This window comes from Erwinia sp. SLM-02 (assembly GCF_037450285.1).
Lineage (GTDB): Bacteria > Pseudomonadota > Gammaproteobacteria > Enterobacterales > Enterobacteriaceae > Erwinia.
Genome location: NZ_JAQISN010000001.1, coordinates 1161954 through 1177388 on the forward strand (window position 1 = coordinate 1161954; position 15435 = coordinate 1177388).

The 15435-nt window shown below is 61.1% G+C and carries 12 protein-coding genes and 1 riboswitch; of the genes, 6 read left to right on the forward strand and 6 right to left on the reverse strand.

The window, feature by feature from the left end:
- The first annotated feature begins 5 nt into the window (after positions 1-5).
- Positions 6-1523: a surface lipoprotein assembly modifier gene (locus PGH32_RS05400; RefSeq protein ID WP_337893409.1), complete on the forward strand. Its 1518-nt coding sequence runs from the start codon at positions 6-8 to the stop codon at positions 1521-1523.
- Positions 1524-1536: 13 nt separating this feature from the next.
- Here the strand turns inward: PGH32_RS05400 and PGH32_RS05405 are convergent, their stop codons facing one another.
- The 5 genes from PGH32_RS05405 to tenA all read right to left on the reverse strand — a co-directional run bounded on the left by PGH32_RS05405 (position 1537) and on the right by tenA (position 5999).
- Positions 1537-2745 (reverse strand): FAD-dependent oxidoreductase, encoded by a 1209-nt coding sequence (locus PGH32_RS05405; RefSeq protein ID WP_337893410.1) that lies wholly within the window; start codon positions 2743-2745, stop codon positions 1537-1539.
- Between the two features lie 88 nt (positions 2746-2833).
- Positions 2834-3766, reverse strand: coding sequence for an ABC transporter substrate-binding protein (locus tag PGH32_RS05410; RefSeq protein ID WP_337893411.1), 933 nt, complete (start codon positions 3764-3766; stop codon positions 2834-2836).
- A gap of 36 nt (positions 3767-3802) precedes the next feature.
- Positions 3803-4564: an ABC transporter permease gene (locus tag PGH32_RS05415; RefSeq protein WP_314422243.1), complete on the reverse strand. Its 762-nt coding sequence runs from the start codon at positions 4562-4564 to the stop codon at positions 3803-3805.
- Positions 4561-5292 (reverse strand): ABC transporter ATP-binding protein, encoded by a 732-nt coding sequence (locus tag PGH32_RS05420; RefSeq protein ID WP_443112738.1) that lies wholly within the window; start codon positions 5290-5292, stop codon positions 4561-4563. Before PGH32_RS05420 ends, PGH32_RS05415 begins: the two co-directional genes overlap by 4 nt.
- A gap of 5 nt (positions 5293-5297) precedes the next feature.
- Positions 5298-5999 (reverse strand): thiaminase II, encoded by a 702-nt coding sequence (tenA, locus tag PGH32_RS05425; RefSeq protein ID WP_314422238.1) that lies wholly within the window; start codon positions 5997-5999, stop codon positions 5298-5300.
- A 64-nt stretch (positions 6000-6063) separates the two neighbouring features.
- Positions 6064-6168, reverse strand: a riboswitch (TPP riboswitch).
- Between the two features lie 1338 nt (positions 6169-7506).
- On the opposite strand from tenA, the gene PGH32_RS05430 reads away from it, so the two are divergent.
- The gene (locus PGH32_RS05430) at positions 7507-8541 is read left to right on the forward strand and encodes a hemin-degrading factor (protein ID WP_337893413.1); all 1035 of its coding nucleotides are present in this window, start codon (positions 7507-7509) and stop codon (positions 8539-8541) included.
- 152 nt (positions 8542-8693) lie between these two features.
- Here PGH32_RS05430 and PGH32_RS05435 read toward each other — a convergent pair whose 3' ends face one another.
- Positions 8694-9392, reverse strand: coding sequence for an extensin-like domain-containing protein (locus PGH32_RS05435; RefSeq protein ID WP_314422226.1), 699 nt, complete (start codon positions 9390-9392; stop codon positions 8694-8696).
- Positions 9393-10941: 1549 nt separating this feature from the next.
- Here PGH32_RS05435 and PGH32_RS05440 point away from each other — a divergent pair.
- The 4 genes from PGH32_RS05440 to PGH32_RS05455 all read left to right on the forward strand — a co-directional run bounded on the left by PGH32_RS05440 (position 10942) and on the right by PGH32_RS05455 (position 15428).
- On the forward strand, positions 10942-12159 hold the full coding sequence (locus tag PGH32_RS05440) for a nitrate- and nitrite sensing domain-containing protein (protein WP_337893414.1): 1218 nt from the start codon (positions 10942-10944) through the stop codon (positions 12157-12159).
- Between the two features lie 281 nt (positions 12160-12440).
- On the forward strand, positions 12441-13700 hold the full coding sequence (locus PGH32_RS05445) for a CmpA/NrtA family ABC transporter substrate-binding protein (protein WP_337893415.1): 1260 nt from the start codon (positions 12441-12443) through the stop codon (positions 13698-13700).
- A 12-nt stretch (positions 13701-13712) separates the two neighbouring features.
- Complete coding sequence (ntrB, locus tag PGH32_RS05450) at positions 13713-14624, forward strand: nitrate ABC transporter permease (protein ID WP_337893416.1); 912 nt, start codon at positions 13713-13715, stop codon at positions 14622-14624.
- A gap of 9 nt (positions 14625-14633) precedes the next feature.
- Positions 14634-15428: an ABC transporter ATP-binding protein gene (locus PGH32_RS05455; RefSeq protein ID WP_123330644.1), complete on the forward strand. Its 795-nt coding sequence runs from the start codon at positions 14634-14636 to the stop codon at positions 15426-15428.
- Positions 15429-15435: the final 7 nt, after the last annotated feature.

Below are 15435 nucleotides of genomic sequence, written 5' to 3' on the forward strand. Positions count from 1 at the left end.
GATCTATGCCGACCGTTCAGTTACCCGTTGCCCGCTACCTTACACCGCGCCGCGCCGCACTCAGCCTGACTGCGCTGCTGCTGGCCACCGTTACCGTCACGGCGGTGGCGCAGGAGCGTGAAGATACACGGCGCATGCTCGAAATGAGCATTGAGCGCCAGGGGGCCGAACGCGAGCGCGAAATACTGAAAGACGAAACGACGCGTGACCAGCGGCCCACGCTGACCATTGACGGCCAGACCTATCAGGTGGATCACACCGCCAGCGCGCTGGGCCAGGCGCTGTATCTTTCACTGCAGCATCAGCAGTGGCAGGCGGCCAACCGTTTCCTGCAGGAGTACCTTACCCTGGCGGATCGCGATCCGCTGCTGGAGCACTACGCCCGCGGGATACTGGCGCGGGTGGTGGGCGATAACGACACCGCTATCGCCGAATTTCGCAAGCTGCTGGCACAGCAGCCGGACTTTATTCTCGGCAGGCTGGAGCTGGCGAGAACGCTGTTTGACGATGCGCAGGAGCGTGAAGCGAAAGAGGCCTTTGCCGATGCGCTGGCGATTATCGACGCCCGCGATCCGCAAACCGCCGGCGTGCGCAAAACCATTGGTGCCTACCAGCAGGCGCTGGAAAAACGCAGCGACTGGAACGGCTCGTTCTCCTTCGGCCCGAGCTGGAGCGACAACGTCAACCGCACCTCGGCCAGCCGCACCTGTCTGATCAGCGACAGCACCGGTTTTTGCTACTACGAGCGCGCACTGCCGGAGGCGTTAAAAGCCACCGGCACCGATTTCGACTTCAGCGTACAGCGCCGGCTGGCGATAAAAGGGCATCACGGCGTGTATCTGCGCTCGCTGCTGTACGGCACGCAGTATCGCAACCACGGTGAATTTAACGAAACCACCGTGACGTTACAGGGCGGCTACAGCTATCGCGATGCCCGCCAGCAGCTGATGCTGGCCCCGTCGTTCGAATATTACGAGTGGGGCAACGATGCGATGTACGGCGCGCCCGGCGTTCACGGCGAGTGGAGCTATATGCTGTCGTCCGCCTCGCTGGTGAAGCTGGAGGCGGACTATAAGGATATGCAGTATCGCCGCGCCGACTATGCCCGCAACTTTGACGGCGCGCAGCAGTCGCTCTACGGAACCTGGTACCGCGAGCTGACGCCGGGCTGGACGGTGTTTGGCGGGCTGGATTTCGTCAACAGCCACGCGGAAGACCCGACGGCGGAATATCAGCAGAAGGGCGTGCGGCTGGGGGCCTCGCTGCGCTTTGATGCCGGGTTTGACGGCACGCTTTCCGCCTCATACCGCCAGCGTGACTATGAGCTGTACAACCCGCTGATTGAAGTGCGCCGCCGCGACCAGGAGCAGAACTACACCCTGGTCCTGCGCGCGCCGCGCTGGGAGCTGGCCGGATTTGTTCCCAGCCTGACGCTGCGCCACAACCGGGTGAAAAGCAACGCCGACTGGATCTACTCCTACAACCGCAACGACGCCAGCCTGAAGCTGGAGTACAGCTTCTAGCCGGGTAATTCGGTCAGGCCTTCCCGGTCCGCCGTGGCGTTTCGCGGCGAAAGCCCAGGCCAATCATCCAGCCGAAAACGTAGGGCAGGAAGCGGTAGCGCTTCACGATACGCGGCAGCGGGCTGGTCTGGCCCGGCTCGCGTTTTTTGCCGCTCATTTTAATCTGAATAAACTGGGTGGCGCAGGTCGGGAACTGGCGGCGGCGCTGCACCTTATTCAGCTGGCGCAGGCTGACCTCGCCATTTAGCAGCGGACGGGTCAGCAGATTGGCGGTAGCCACCGCGTCCTGGATCGCCAGATTCACCCCCACGCCGCCGATCGGCGACATGGCGTGCGCCGCATCGCCGATGCACAGCAAACCCTCTTTTGCCCAGCTGTCGAGCCGGTCAATGCGGATCTCCAGCAGCCGCAGCCGGTCCCAGCGGTCCAGCTCCGCCAGCCGGTCGGCGGGGAAAGGCGAAACGGTGGCGACCTGCTGTTTAAAGGCGTCAATGCCTGCGGCCTCCAACTCGCCAAACTGCCCCTTGGTGATGGAATAGCCGCACTGCCAGAAGCTGCCGCGATCGATCATAATAAAGTTCTGCTTTGGCCCCTTATGGCCCATGCCCCACTGCGGATCGTCTTCACGTTTATCCAGGCGGAACCAGACCACGTCGCGCGGTGCGCCGAACGATTGCCCGCTCAGCTGCGCTTTTTCCCGCACCTTTGAGTGGCGCCCGTCGCAGCCGACCACCAGCCGGGCACGAATTTCACGCGACTGGCCGTCGGCGATGGCGCGCACGCCGCATACCCGGCCATCGACAGTAATCAGGTCGTCAAAGGCGCAGGATTGCAAAAGGGTAAAGCCGGGCAGCGCGCTGGCGCGTTCGGCGAGAAAATTCAGAAAGTCCCACTGCGGCATAAAGGCGATAAATTTGCACTTCACCGGCAGGCGGGTGAAGTTGGCCAGCGTCACCTCTTCACCGCCGACCTCGGCCTGCAGCTTTTCAGCGCGCTGGTGGGGCAGCTTCAGCAGATCCTCAAGCAGCCCGAGGTGGTGCATGATCTGCAGGGTGGAAGGGTGAATGGTGTCGCCGCGAAAATCGCGTAAAAAGTCGGCGTGCTTCTCCAGAACCACAACCTGAACGCCGGCCCGGGCCAGCAGGTAACCGAGCATCAATCCGGCAGGACCACCGCCGACGATGCAACAGTCGGCGGTGAGCGTTTCCGCTGTCCGATCCATACAATCCACCTCTGCAATGCGATAAGTGAATTATATGATAATGCTTATCATTATCTATATCGAGTCATGATTCGCATTCAGCAGCGGATTATTTAATCTCCACCGCGTAGTCTGCCACCGGGGTGATTTTCTTAATCAGCTTATTATCAAACAGGAACTGTTCGTAGGCCTGGTAGCGGGCGGTGTCCAGATGCGCCGGATCGCGGGCGAACAGCGGCAGCGATTTCTGCCACGCCTGGCGGTTAAGCTCGGTGTTCAGCTCCGGGTGGCTGCTGGCAAACGCCTTCCACGTTTCCTGCGGATGCGCCTGCAGGTAGTCGTTCCCCTTCTTCAGCGCGGCGAGGAATTTGGCAATTTTCGGTTTCTTCACGTCATCGTGATTGGCGACTATCACCAGCTCGTCATAGGCCGGGACGCCGTAATCTTCTACGTTGAACACCTTTGGATCCTTGCCCTGAATCTGCAGCTCCAGCGCTTCGATATTGCGATAGCCGCCGATCACCGCGTCCACCTGGCCCGCCAGCAGTGCGCCGGTCAGCTGGAAGTTGACGTTAACCGGAGTAATATCGCCAGAGGAAATTCCCTCATGCTTGAGCATGGTGCCCAGCGTCGCCTCTTCAATGCCGGTGACCGAGAAACCGACCTTTTTGCCCTTCAGATCGGCCGGTGACTGAATGTTTTTATCCAGCGTCATCACCGTGTTCAGCGGCGTGTTGATCAGGGTGCCGACGCGCACCAGCGGTAAGCCCTGATCGGCGAAGAAGTGCAGCTGCGGCTGATATGTAATGGCGAGATCGGCTTTCTTCGCGGCCACCAGGCGCGGGGGCAGGGAAGGATCGGACGGCGGCACGATCTTCACGTCCAGCCCTTCGGCTTTAAACGCGCCAATCTGTTCAGCAACGATAATCGGCGCGTGGTCCGGGTTCACGTACCAGTCCAGCATCAGCGTGACGTTTTCCGCAGCGGCGGCGTGGCCCGCGATGGCCGTACCCAGCAGCAGGGCGCAGAGGTTCTTTTTCATTTTGCTGTTATTCCTTGTTATGTCGTTTGCAGGTCGTTATTCCGCCGCCCAGTTAATCAGGCGGCGCAGCAGGCTATCGACGGCTACCCAGAGCAGCACCGTCATCAGAATTAAAATAAACAGCGCGGCAAACAGCTGGTCGGTCTGCATCCGCGCATTGGCGTTGAGCATCAGGTAGCCCAGCCCTTCGGCCGAGCCGACCCATTCACCGATAATCGCCCCAATCGGCGCCACGGCTGCCGCCATGCGCAGGCCGGTGCCGAAGGCGGGCAGCGCCGCCATCAGCCGCACGTGCCGCAGCAGCGCCCACGGCGAAGCCCCCATGGTGCGGGCGAGATCGAGGTAGTCGTTATTCACCCGGCGCAGGCCGTCGAAGAAGGCCGAGGTGACCGGGAAGAAGATCACCAGCACCGCCATCGCCACCTTGGCGCTCATGCCGAAGCCGAACCACAGCACCAGCAGCGGCGCGAGGGCAAACACCGGGATCGCCTGGCTGGTCAGCACCAGCGGCATCAGCCAGCGCTGCAGGCGCGGGGAAAACACCATGCTCAACGCCAGCAGTGCGCCGAGCAGCACGCCCAGCAGCAGGCCGCTGACCACTTCGGAAGCGGTGACCAGCGAGTGGTACGCCAGAAAACCCCGCCCCTCCCACAGCGCCTGCGCCACGGCGGCGGGCGTCGGCAGCAGAAACGCCGGAATATCGCTCAGCGTTGCCAGCCACCACAGCAGCACCAGGCCGATAAACACCGTCAGCCCGCGCCCCCATTTTGCCAGGCGGCCGTCCTGTTGATGGTTCATTCTGCGGCCCTCACCAGCTGTTGCAGCAGCTCGGCCTGGCTTTTCAACAGGTCGACATCATCCGGCGCGCGCGGCGGCAGGCCGCCGATATGATGACTGTCATCAATACCGGCCGGATGCGGCGAAAGCACCAGCAGCCGGTGGCTGAGGCGGCAGGCCTCCATCGGGTCATGGGTGATCAGCAGCACGGTGTGATCGGCCAGCAGCTCGGCGGCCAGGGTCTGGATGGTGGCGCGGGTGATGGCATCCAGCGCCGAAAACGGTTCATCCATCAGCACAATCGGCCGGCGCTCGTACAGCGTGCGGGCAATCGCCGCCCGCTGGCGCATGCCGCCGGAGAGCGCGGCGGGGCGATCGTCGCCGTGGCCGCTCAGCCCAACGCGCGCCAGCAGATGTTCCGCCCAGTCGCGGTCGGCTTTTTCCCCGCGCAGGCGAGGCCCGAGGGTGATGTTTTCCCGCACCGTCAGCCACGGATAAAGCAGATCCCGCTGGCCCATATAGGCAATGCGCCCCGGCACCGGCAGGCCGTCGCTGGCCGTGACCGTGCCGGAGGTAGCCTGCGCCAGCCCGGCGATAATCTTCAGCAGGCTGGTTTTACCCGCGCCGCTGGCCCCGAGCATGGCGACGAAGGTGCCGCCCTCAATGCTGAAGTTCAGCCGCTCGAAGATCACCCGGCTGCCGAAGCGCAGGGTCAGGTCGCGGATTTCGATGGCGGGGCGGGGATCCACGCCGTTCACCACGCGTTTACCGGTTTTTCGACGGCGTTCAGGCCCATCTGCCAGAAGGCGCCTTCCAGCCGGGTGGCGGTGGTAAAGATTTCGCTCAGCCGTTCAAAGCGGGCGTCGGCACCGCGCTGCTGGCCCACGCGGTCGAGCAGCTCAATCGCCGCTTTCACACCGTCCAGATAGCCCTGGTCGCTGTAGTTCTGCATCCATGAGGCGTAAGGATTATCCGCCATCACCGTGGCCGGATCGGCCAGCAGGCGCAGGCCAACTTCCGCATAGCCCGCCACGCAGGGCAGCAGGGCGGCCAGCAGTTCCAGCGCATCGCCAGAGTGGCCGATGTCCAGCACGTAGCGGGTGTAATTGATGGTTTCAGTGGCTTCCGGCTCGCGCGCCATCTGTTCTTCGTTCAGCCCCCAGCCGGCGCAGTAGCCGACGTGCAGCGGCAGTTCGGCGACGATGTTATTCAGCGATCCGGCGGCGGCGCGGATTTCCGGCAGGGTGTGGAATTTGGTGACCAGCAGGGCGTAGGCGCGGGCGAAGTGGACGAGGAACAGATAGTCCTGGGTCAGGTAGCGGCGGAAGGCGGCTTCCGGCAGCGTTCCGGCACCGAGCTGTTGCAGGAACGGGTGGGCAACGTAGTGTTCCCAGTGCTGTCCCGCATCCTGGCGCAGGCGACCAAACAGACCGAATTCGAACATTGAAGCAGGCATAAGATCTCCAAAATCGTGGTGGAGATCCGGGGTGCGGCGGCGGTGTGAAGAGGCAAATACCGATCTGTGTTTGCCAACCCGTCCCTTCGCTGGCATGACCCAGATCAGGTTCAAAGGGTTCGGCATTGCTGCCATCTCAGCCCGTTACAGGACACCCCTCGGAGGCGGTTGTTATACGATATTTATTTTTTGATTACAATCGATTGATTGGGGGTGGCGTTTCAGCCGACTGGCTGTTCGCCCGATCGGGCTGCTCAATAGAAGCTCCGTGTTCCAGCTGACTGGTTGCTCCCCCGCTCGGGCTGGTCCTCGCGCCGCTACGCAGTTCCCTCACTGCGTTCGTCAGCCGGTCGGACCGTCAGAGACGGACTTTCCTGATAGCACGGCGTATCAGCTGACTGGTTGTTCCCCCGCTCGGGCGGTCCTCGCGCCGCTGCGCGGTTCCCTCACTGCGTTCGTCAGCCGGTCGGACCGTCAGAGACGGACTTTCCTGATAGCACGGCGTATTAGCTGACTGGTTGTTCCCCCGCTCGGGCTGGTCCTCGCGCCGCTGCGCGGTTCCCTCACTGCGTTCGTCAGCCTGTCGGACCGCCAGAGACGGGCCTTCCATGGCCCGGCTCTGACTTTCACCCGCGTCCATGCGGGTGAATCCTGGCCTCCTCGCTCCGTTCAGCGCTGCGGATTGCCCGCTCGGGGGAGCAACCAGTCCGCTTTTTACTCAGGTGTTGTCTGTGGAGGAAACATGGCTTTCGTGCTTTATGCCACGCTGGCGGATGATTTGAACACTGGGGTTGTCAGGTTGCTTTTAGCGCCGGTTTATTTCTTAGGAGTCATATTCAGTGTGAATGTTTTTTGCTGGCATTCAGAGCAATTAAAGGGGGATTAACGTTTGCCGGCCGCTTAACAGAAACTCAGGGTTTCCACTGACTGGCGCCTTCTAACAGCCCGAACAATGCAAGAAAGAGGGGCGGCCTCGGTGGCTGGCGGGTAATCCGCAGCGCCGAGGTGGAGGCATTACGCCAGGAGAAGGTAGCAGGGATGCTGCCATCAGGCCGGGCTTGAACAGGGATGTTCAATCCCGGCCGATCCGTCGGCGAAATGCCGGAACCGAGGGAGCCGCATCGCGGCGCGAGGACCGGCCGCCAGCCACCGAGGCCGCCCCTTTTCCACTATCCCCATCGCGAAAAAAAAGCCGAACCAGCAACAACCGATTCGCCCATGGCTCGATTCTGACTCTCCCCCACGTCGTTTGGTTAACTCCTTGCTTCGTTCTGCACTAATGCTCGGCGGCATGGCGTGCCTTAACAAAATTTAATGCTGGGGCGGGTCATCGCCGGGGGAAATCCACCATCGATCCTTAACTGTTGCGGGTTGAGGTAGATACTCGCCTGTTCACCCCCTGGCGTGGATTATTAAGTTCTTTTCAGGTTGCCTGTTTTTACTTGTGGCCCTGAGCGGGCGGCGATCATACTGCGCGCAAATGCCCGATTCTGTAAGGAACCTCATCATGTCGCAGTCGCTTTATTCACGCTATGTTGCCGCCCGCGCGGACCACCCTCAGCTTTATGCCCGCGATCTGGCGGCGGTGCTGGAAACCAGCGAGGCTCAGCTTGCCGCTGCGCGCGTGGGCTACGATGCCCGCCGTCTGGTCGATGAGCCAAAAGCTCTGCTCGGCGCGCTGGCGTCAGTCGGTGAGCTGAAGGCGATTACGCGTAACGACTGGGCGGTGCACGAGCAGGTGGGTCACTACGTTAATCAGCAGCTGGACGGACACGCGGGGCTGATCCTCAATCCCGGCGGCATCGATTTACGCCTGTTCCTCAAGCAGTGGCACAGCGCGTTCGTGCTGGAGGAATCCTCCCCGCGCGGCGTGCGCCACAGCCTGCAGTTCTTCGATGCGCAGGGTGACGCTATCCACAAAGTCTACACCACCGAAAACAGCGATATGGCCGCGTGGCAGCAGTTGATAGCGCAGTTTGCCCGCGAGGAAAACCCGGAACTGACGGTTGTTGCCGCACAGAAGCAGGCGTTCGCCACGGAAGTGGACAGCGCGCGGCTGGAAGACGAGTGGCGCGGAATGACCGACGTGCATCAGTTTTATATGATCCTGCACCGCCATCGTCTTTCCCGCCAGCAGGCGTTTAACAGCGTCAGCGACGATCTGGCCCGCCGGGTCGATAATCAGGCCGTTGAAGCACTGCTCAACCGCGTGCAGCAGGACGGTAATCCGATCATGGTGTTTGTGGCGAACCGGGGCGCGGTGCAGATCTTTACCGGTCCACTGGCGCGCGTTGAGCCGATGCGCGGCTGGCTGAATATTTTTAATCCAGAGTTTACGCTGCACCTGCGCGACAGCGAGATTGCAGAGAGCTGGATCACCCGTAAACCGACGGTTGACGGCGTGGTGACCAGTCTGGAGCTGTACGCCGCCGACGGTACGCAGATTGCGCAGCTGTACGGCGAGCGTAAAGAAGGCCAGCCTGAGCAGGCGCTGTGGCGCGAGCAGTTAGCCGAGCTGGAAGAGTCAGAGGTAACAGTCTGATTTGAGTGTGTGTGAAATAAGGTCTTTTTGAGGCCATTTAGCCGCTATCGATGGACGATGGCGGCTTTTTTTTGCCTTGTTTTGTCGCGATGGAAATGGCGGGGAGGAGGCTCTCGGTTCCATCATTTCGCTGACGGACCGGCTCGTACACGTCAGCGACAAAATCCGCTACCGCGCATGCCAAGATGAAAATGTGAAGCATGAGCCGCGTTATAGTCTGGTCCCAGCGCATTACCAAAGCTGGCACACCCATTGCGCCAGAGCAAATGTAATGCTGCTGACTCTTCGGCAGGCTCTTGCCAGTTTTTCGCTACCCGCAACCAGCGCCCGTCAGCCAGTTGAAAAGCGGTAATATCCCAGGCATCTGCGGTGGCATGTTCGCTGCGCCGTCCCTGCTGACGATGATAAATATTGCGACAGGCAAAGCTCCCAACATGTTCAATACGCCGCAGCGGGCTGGCTACCTCCGACTGTTGCAATAATTGATGACTACGTGTGACATACATCGTGCTGGCGACGGCCATGGGACAACTCGCCAGAAAACTGCTGCTGAGTGACACCGGACCAAATTTGCTGATGCGAATGGGTTGCGAGATTGTGCATTCTCCTTTGGGCAGTGGCGCTTCACGAAAACTGACCAGTCCCTGCGCACTGGCGCGCTGCAACACCGCCAGACAGGCTTGCGGATCGTCTTCTAGCTGCTGCAATTTATAGCGGGTTATCCAGCCCGGCGGGTCGGTCACCGCAAGCGGAATGAAGGGGTTCCACTGTGGAGGAAGATGAGATTTCAACCAGGGAAGGCTCCACCAGGCCGCCAGCGCCAGAAGCGTTATCACGATAAGTACGCGCACAATAAGTTACCCGTCAGGTTGCAAATATTTATAAGTGTAGCTCGGCTGTTTTTTTAGCCACCCGGCTTCCCGGCGCTAACCAGCAACGGAGCGATGAAGCCAGGATTTCCCACAGACAACTCCTGACTCAAAGCAGACTGGTTGGATCGGGCAATCCGCAGCGCTAACGAAGCGATGAAGCCAGGATTCACCCGCATGGACGCGGGTGAAATTCAGATCCGGGTCATGGAGGAATGTGTTTTGGATAGTTTGGCGTTTTTATCGCGATGGAGACTGTGGAAAAGGGGCGGCCTCGGTGGCTGGCGGCCGGTCCTCGCGCCGCGATGCGGTTCCCTCGGTTCCGGCATTTCGCCGACGGATCGGCCAGGATTGAACATCCCTGTTCAAGCCCGGCCTGATGGCAGCGTCCCTGCTGCCTTCTCCTGGCGTAATGCCTCCACCTCGGCGCTGCGGATTACCCGCCAGCCACCGAGGCCGCCCCTCTTTCTTGCATTGTGCAGGCTGTTTCAAAAAAACCAATGTTGAAACGGTTCATGGACTGACTTTGGCTTAAACAGAATGATGTCCATTCATTCAAATCAACCTAAGTTGCAGATGCACGTACCCAGCTCAAAACTGCTATCCAGACTTATCTTCCTGAACGAAACCCAAAAACCAGGATTTACCCACAGACAACTCCCAAGTCAAAAGCAGACTGGTTGCTCCCCCGAGCGGGCAATTCACAGCGCTGAACTGAACAAGGAGGCCGAAATTCCCCACAGACAACTCCCCAGTCAAAAGCAGAATGGTTGCACCTCCGGGCGGGCAATTCACAGCGCTGAACGGAACAAGGAGGCCGGAATTTCCCACAGACAACTCCCAAATCAAAAGCAGACTGGTTGTTCCCCCGGGCGGGCGATCCGCAGCGCTGAACTGAACAAGGAGGCCGGAATTCCCCACAGACAACTCCCAAGTCAAAAGCAGACTGGTTGCTCCCCCGGGCGGGCAATTCACAGCGCTGAACGGAACAAGGAGGCCGGAATTTCCCACAGACAACTCCCAAATCAAAAGCAGACTGGTTGCTCGCTCTGGCCAGCGATCCGCAGCGCTGAACTGAACAAGGAGGCCGGAATTCCCCACAGACAACTCCCAAGTCAAAAGCAGAATGGTTGCACCCCCGGGCGGGCAATTCACAGCGCTGAACGGAACAAGAAGGCCGGAATTTCCCACAGACAACTCCCAAGTCAAAAGCAGACTGGTTGCTCCCCCGAGCGGGCAATCCACAGCGCTGAACGGAGCGAGGAAGCCAGGATTCACCCGCATGGACGCGGGGGAAAGTCAGAGCCGGGCCATGGACGGCCCGTCTCTGGCGGTCCGACCGGCTGACGAACGCAGTGAAGGGACCGCGTAGCGGCGCGAGGACCCGCCCGAGCGGGGGAGCAACCAGTCCGCTGAAACACGGAGTTTCTATCGAGCCGCCTAACCAGCATTCCAGGAAACCCATGTCATCTTCCCCCCGGCACGCTTCTTGCTTAATCACACCAATCACCATGACTTATCGGACCCGCCTATGCCACTTTCTGCACTCAGCTTCGTCCTCGCCTCCAAAAAAAGTGAAATCACCTGCCTGCAGCAGCTGCTGGAAATGGGCAGACTGGTCGGCGCGGTCAGCCAGCTGATCCACATGCTCCAGCGCGAACGCGGCACGGCCAATATCTTTCTGTGCTCCCACGGCGAACTCTGGGCCGAACGGCTCAGCGAGCGGGCGCAGCAGGTGCAGCGGGCGGAACGGGCGGTTGGCGAGCGCCTGCAGGCGCTGGATCTCAGCGGGCAAAGCATGGCTAACGCGCCGCGCCTCTTCAGCCGCATTGCCGCCGTCCTGCACAGCCTCAGCACGCTGCCGCTGCTCCGTCGCCAGGTTCAGGCGCAGACGATCGGCCAGCCGGAGGCCATGCGGCAGTACAGCGACGCAATACGCACGCATCTGGCGCTGATATTTGAAGCGGCGGATATCTCCGGCGACCCGCCCATATCGCGGGCTTTGCTCGCCATGTTCAGCTTTATGCAGGGTAAAGAGCTGGCCGGGCAGGAGCGGGCGCTGGGCGCGGCGGGATTCGCCGCCCGGCATTTTGATGAGGCGGCGCAACAGCAGCTGCTGGAACTGATCGAAGGCCAGGAGCGCTGTTTTCAAACCTTCAGCGAGTTCGCCGATGCCCTCTGCCTGGCGCTGTGGCAGCAGCAGCTGACCGCCGACAGCAGCGAGTTTGAACGCCTGCGGCGCATCGCCTGCACCCGTGCGACACCGTCGGACAATGAGGGCGACACCGCGCTGCGCTGGTTTGAGGTCACCACCGCGCGCATCGACGGCATGAAAGGGGTGGAAGACCTTCTGGAAGAGGTGCTGATGGCCTGCTGCCGTCAGCGGATCGATGACGCGCAGGCCTCGCTGGCGATGCAGCAGCAGGACATCGGCGAGATCCCACCGCCCGAGCCGCACTATTCCGCGCTGATCCCGCCGCAGCTCAGCCGATCGGTGCTGGAACTGGTCGAGCAGCAGTCCCGCCAGCTGCAGGCGCTGGACGCCGAGCTGACCGGGCTGCGCGCCACGCTGGCCGAGCGCAAGCTGGTGGAGCGCGCCAAGGGGCTGCTGATGGAGCATCACGGCATGACCGAGCCGCAGGCGCATAAAATTCTGCGCGATATGGCGATGAACCAGAACCGTAAACTGTCGGACGTGGCCGAAGCGATGCTCGCCATGTCGGCGGTATTGGGTAAAAAAGGCAACTAATACTAAAGGAGTAGCTGCACTGTTGGTGTGCCATTGCGCTGTGCAGAACGTGCCGTTGCGGTGCAGTGAAACGCGGGCAGCGCAGGGGAAACGGGCTAAGCGGCTGATTTTACGCGGATGCGCGAAGTTGGCATACAAGCTGCATTGTTATTAACCATAACGACTAAGCCAACGGCGGTTTAGTCAGAGTTACGGATAAAGGCGTCCGTCAGCGTTCAGGAAACTGAGCGCTGACAGGACGCTTTTTTTTTGCTCATTTTTCAACATTACAGGAAGCCGCAATGACGCAAGATAAAAAAATGCCCGCGCAGTTCTCCCGCCGCCGCTTTATCGCCGGCAGTGCGGCGCTGGGCGGCAGCCTGCTGGTGCCGGGCCTGATGAACAGCGTCTGGGCGGCCGGTTCCGATGCCCCCGAGAAGAAAGAGATCCGCGTCGGCTTTATTCCGCTGACCGACTGCGCCTCGGTGGTGATGGCGGCGGTGAAAAAGTTCGATGAGAAGTACGGCATCAAAATCATCCCCAGCAAGGAGTCGAGCTGGGCGTCGGTACGCGACAAGCTGGTGTCCGGCGAGCTGGATGCCGCGCACGTGCTTTACGGGCTGGTGTACGGCCTGCAGATGGGCGTCTCCGGCCCGCAGCACGATATGGCGATGCTGATGACGCTGAACAACAACGGCCAGGCGATCACCCTGTCGAATCAGCTGAAGCAGGCGGGCGTCGCCGATGCCGCCTCGCTGAAGAAGGTGGTCGATGCCAGCGCGAAAGGCACCTACACCTTTGCGCAAACCTTCCCGACCGGCACCCACGCCATGTGGCTCTACTACTGGCTGGCCAATGCCGGTATCCACCCGTTTAACGACGTGCGCAACGTGGTGGTGCCGCCGCCGCAGATGGTGGTGAACATGAAAATCGGCAACATGAGTGGATTTTGCGTGGGCGAACCGTGGAACCAGCGTGCCATTCAGGACGATATCGGCTTCACCGCCGTCACCACGCAGGAAATCTGGCCGGATCACCCGGAAAAAATTCTCGGCACCACCGCGTCCTGGGTCGATGCCAATCCGAATGCCGCCCGCGCGCTGACCGCCGCCGTGCTGGACGCCTCGCGCTGGATTGACACCTCGGACGCCAACCGCATTGAAACCGCCCAGACGGTGGCGGCCCGCGCGTACATCAACACCCCGGTGGAAACCATTCAGGGGCGGATGCTCGGTGATTACCAGAACGGACTGGGCAAAAAGTGGCAGGACGCCCACGCCATGCGCTTCTTTAACGACGGTGCTGTCAACTATCCGTACCTCTCCGACGGCATGTGGTTCCTCACCCAGCACCGGCGCTGGGGCCTGCTGGACCACGACCCGGACTATCTGGCGGTGGCGAAAAAAATCAACCGCACCGACGTCTACAAACAGGCGGCCAGCGCGGTCGGCGGCATCAGCCTGCCGTCCGGGGAGATGCGCAGCAGCACGCTGATGGACGGGAAAGTCTGGGACGGCAGCAACCCTGCCGACTATGCCAACAGTTTTGCCATGAAACGCTAAGAGAGGCCGCCGATGTCCGTCAATGTAAAAACCAAAACCGTCGTGCCGATCGAAGCGACGAGCGCAGAAATTGTCTCAATTGCCCCGGCCGCGCTGAACGCTGCGCCCCCGGCGACGGCGGTCAAAACGTCATCCGTATCGCTGCGCGCGATGCTGCGCGGTGCGCTGCAAAAAGCGATTCCGGCGCTGCTGGGGGCCATCGTGCTGATTGCCCTCTGGCAGATTGCCGCCATCGGCAGTAAAGGATTTCCCACCCCGCTAAAAACCTGGGAAGCGGCGAAGGTGATTTTCGCCGATCCGTTTTACGTCGCCGGGCCTAACGACATGGGTATCGGCTGGAACGTGCTGGCCTCGCTGAAGCGCGTTGCCATGGGCTTCGGGCTGGCGGCGCTGGTCGGCATTCCCGCCGGTTTCCTGATTGGCCGCTTCAGCTTTATCGCCAGCATGCTTAACCCGATTATCTCGCTGCTGCGCCCGGTCAGCCCGCTGGCGTGGCTGCCGATTGGCCTGCTGCTGTTCCAGCGCGCCGAACCGGCCTCGGCGTGGACCATCTTCATCTGCTCGATCTGGCCGATGATCCTCAACACCGCCGAAGGCGTGACGCGCATTCCGCAGGACTACCTCAACGTGGCGCGGGTGCTGAAGCTCAGCGAATTCACGGTGATGCGCAAAATCCTGTTCCCCGCCGTGCTGCCCTACATCCTTACCGGCGTGCGCCTGTCGATTGGCATCGCCTGGCTGGTGATCGTTGCCGCCGAAATGCTCACCGGCGGCGTCGGCATCGGCTTCTGGATCTGGAACGAGTGGAACAACCTCAACGTGGAAAACATCATCATCGCCATCCTGCTGATTGGGGCGGTGGGCATGGTGCTGGAGCAGGGGCTGATGGCCATTGCCCGCCGCTTCAGCTACGACAACCGTTAGGAGCCTGAGATGAATAACAAAGCCATTATCCGCGTGCAGAACGTCAGCCAGAGTTTCCCGACTGCTAAAGGTCCGTTCCTGGCGCTGGACAACGTCAGCTTCGATATCGCGCAGGGCGAAACGGTCAGCCTGATCGGCCACTCCGGCTGCGGTAAATCCACGCTGCTGAACCTGATCGCCGGGCTGAGCCGCCCGACGGAAGGCGTGCTGCTGTGCGACAACCAGGAAATTACCGGCCCCGGCCCGGAGCGTGGGGTGGTGTTTCAGAACCACTCCCTGCTGCCGTGGCTGACCAGCTTCGACAACGTGGCGCTGGCGGTCAATCAGGTGTTCAGCGGCACGATGAGCAAAAGCGAAATGCACGACTGGATTAATCACAACCTCGAGCTGGTGCATATGGCGCACGCCGCCGACAAACGCCCGGGCGAGATCTCGGGCGGCATGAAGCAGCGGGTGGGCATCGCCCGCGCGCTGGCGATGAAGCCGAAGGTGCTGCTGATGGATGAACCCTTCGGCGCGCTCGACGCCTTAACCCGCGCCCACCTGCAGGACGCGGTGATGGAGATTCAGGCGCGGTTGAACACCACCATCGTGCTGATCACCCACGACGTCGATGAGGCGGTGCTGCTCTCCGACCGGGTGATGATGATGACCAACGGACCGGCGGCGAAAGTCGGCGAAGTCCTGCAGGTGGAGCTGGCGCGGCCACGATCGCGGCTGGCGCTGGCTAACGATCCGCTGTTCCACCAGTACCGCCAGCAGGTGCTGCAGTTCCTGTACGAAAAACACCGGGCGGTGGCCTGATTTATCA

Bases quoted from the DNA above. Each gene is read 5' to 3' on its own strand.
- PGH32_RS05415 (WP_314422243.1), bottom strand. From the start codon at position 4,564: ATGAACCATCAACAGGACGGCCGCCTGGCAAAATGGGGGCGCGGGCTG.
- PGH32_RS05440 (WP_337893414.1), top strand. From the start codon at position 10,942: ATGCCACTTTCTGCACTCAGCTTCGTCCTCGCCTCCAAAAAAAGTGAA.
- tenA (WP_314422238.1), bottom strand. From the start codon at position 5,999: ATGCCTGCTTCAATGTTCGAATTCGGTCTGTTTGGTCGCCTGCGCCAG.
- ntrB (WP_337893416.1), top strand. From the start codon at position 13,713: ATGTCCGTCAATGTAAAAACCAAAACCGTCGTGCCGATCGAAGCGACG.
- PGH32_RS05405 (WP_337893410.1), bottom strand. From the start codon at position 2,745: ATGGATCGGACAGCGGAAACGCTCACCGCCGACTGTTGCATCGTCGGC.
- PGH32_RS05400 (WP_337893409.1), top strand. From the start codon at position 6: ATGCCGACCGTTCAGTTACCCGTTGCCCGCTACCTTACACCGCGCCGC.
- PGH32_RS05445 (WP_337893415.1), top strand. From the start codon at position 12,441: ATGACGCAAGATAAAAAAATGCCCGCGCAGTTCTCCCGCCGCCGCTTT.
- PGH32_RS05410 (WP_337893411.1), bottom strand. From the start codon at position 3,766: ATGAAAAAGAACCTCTGCGCCCTGCTGCTGGGTACGGCCATCGCGGGC.
- PGH32_RS05455 (WP_123330644.1), top strand. From the start codon at position 14,634: ATGAATAACAAAGCCATTATCCGCGTGCAGAACGTCAGCCAGAGTTTC.
- PGH32_RS05430 (WP_337893413.1), top strand. From the start codon at position 7,507: ATGTCGCAGTCGCTTTATTCACGCTATGTTGCCGCCCGCGCGGACCAC.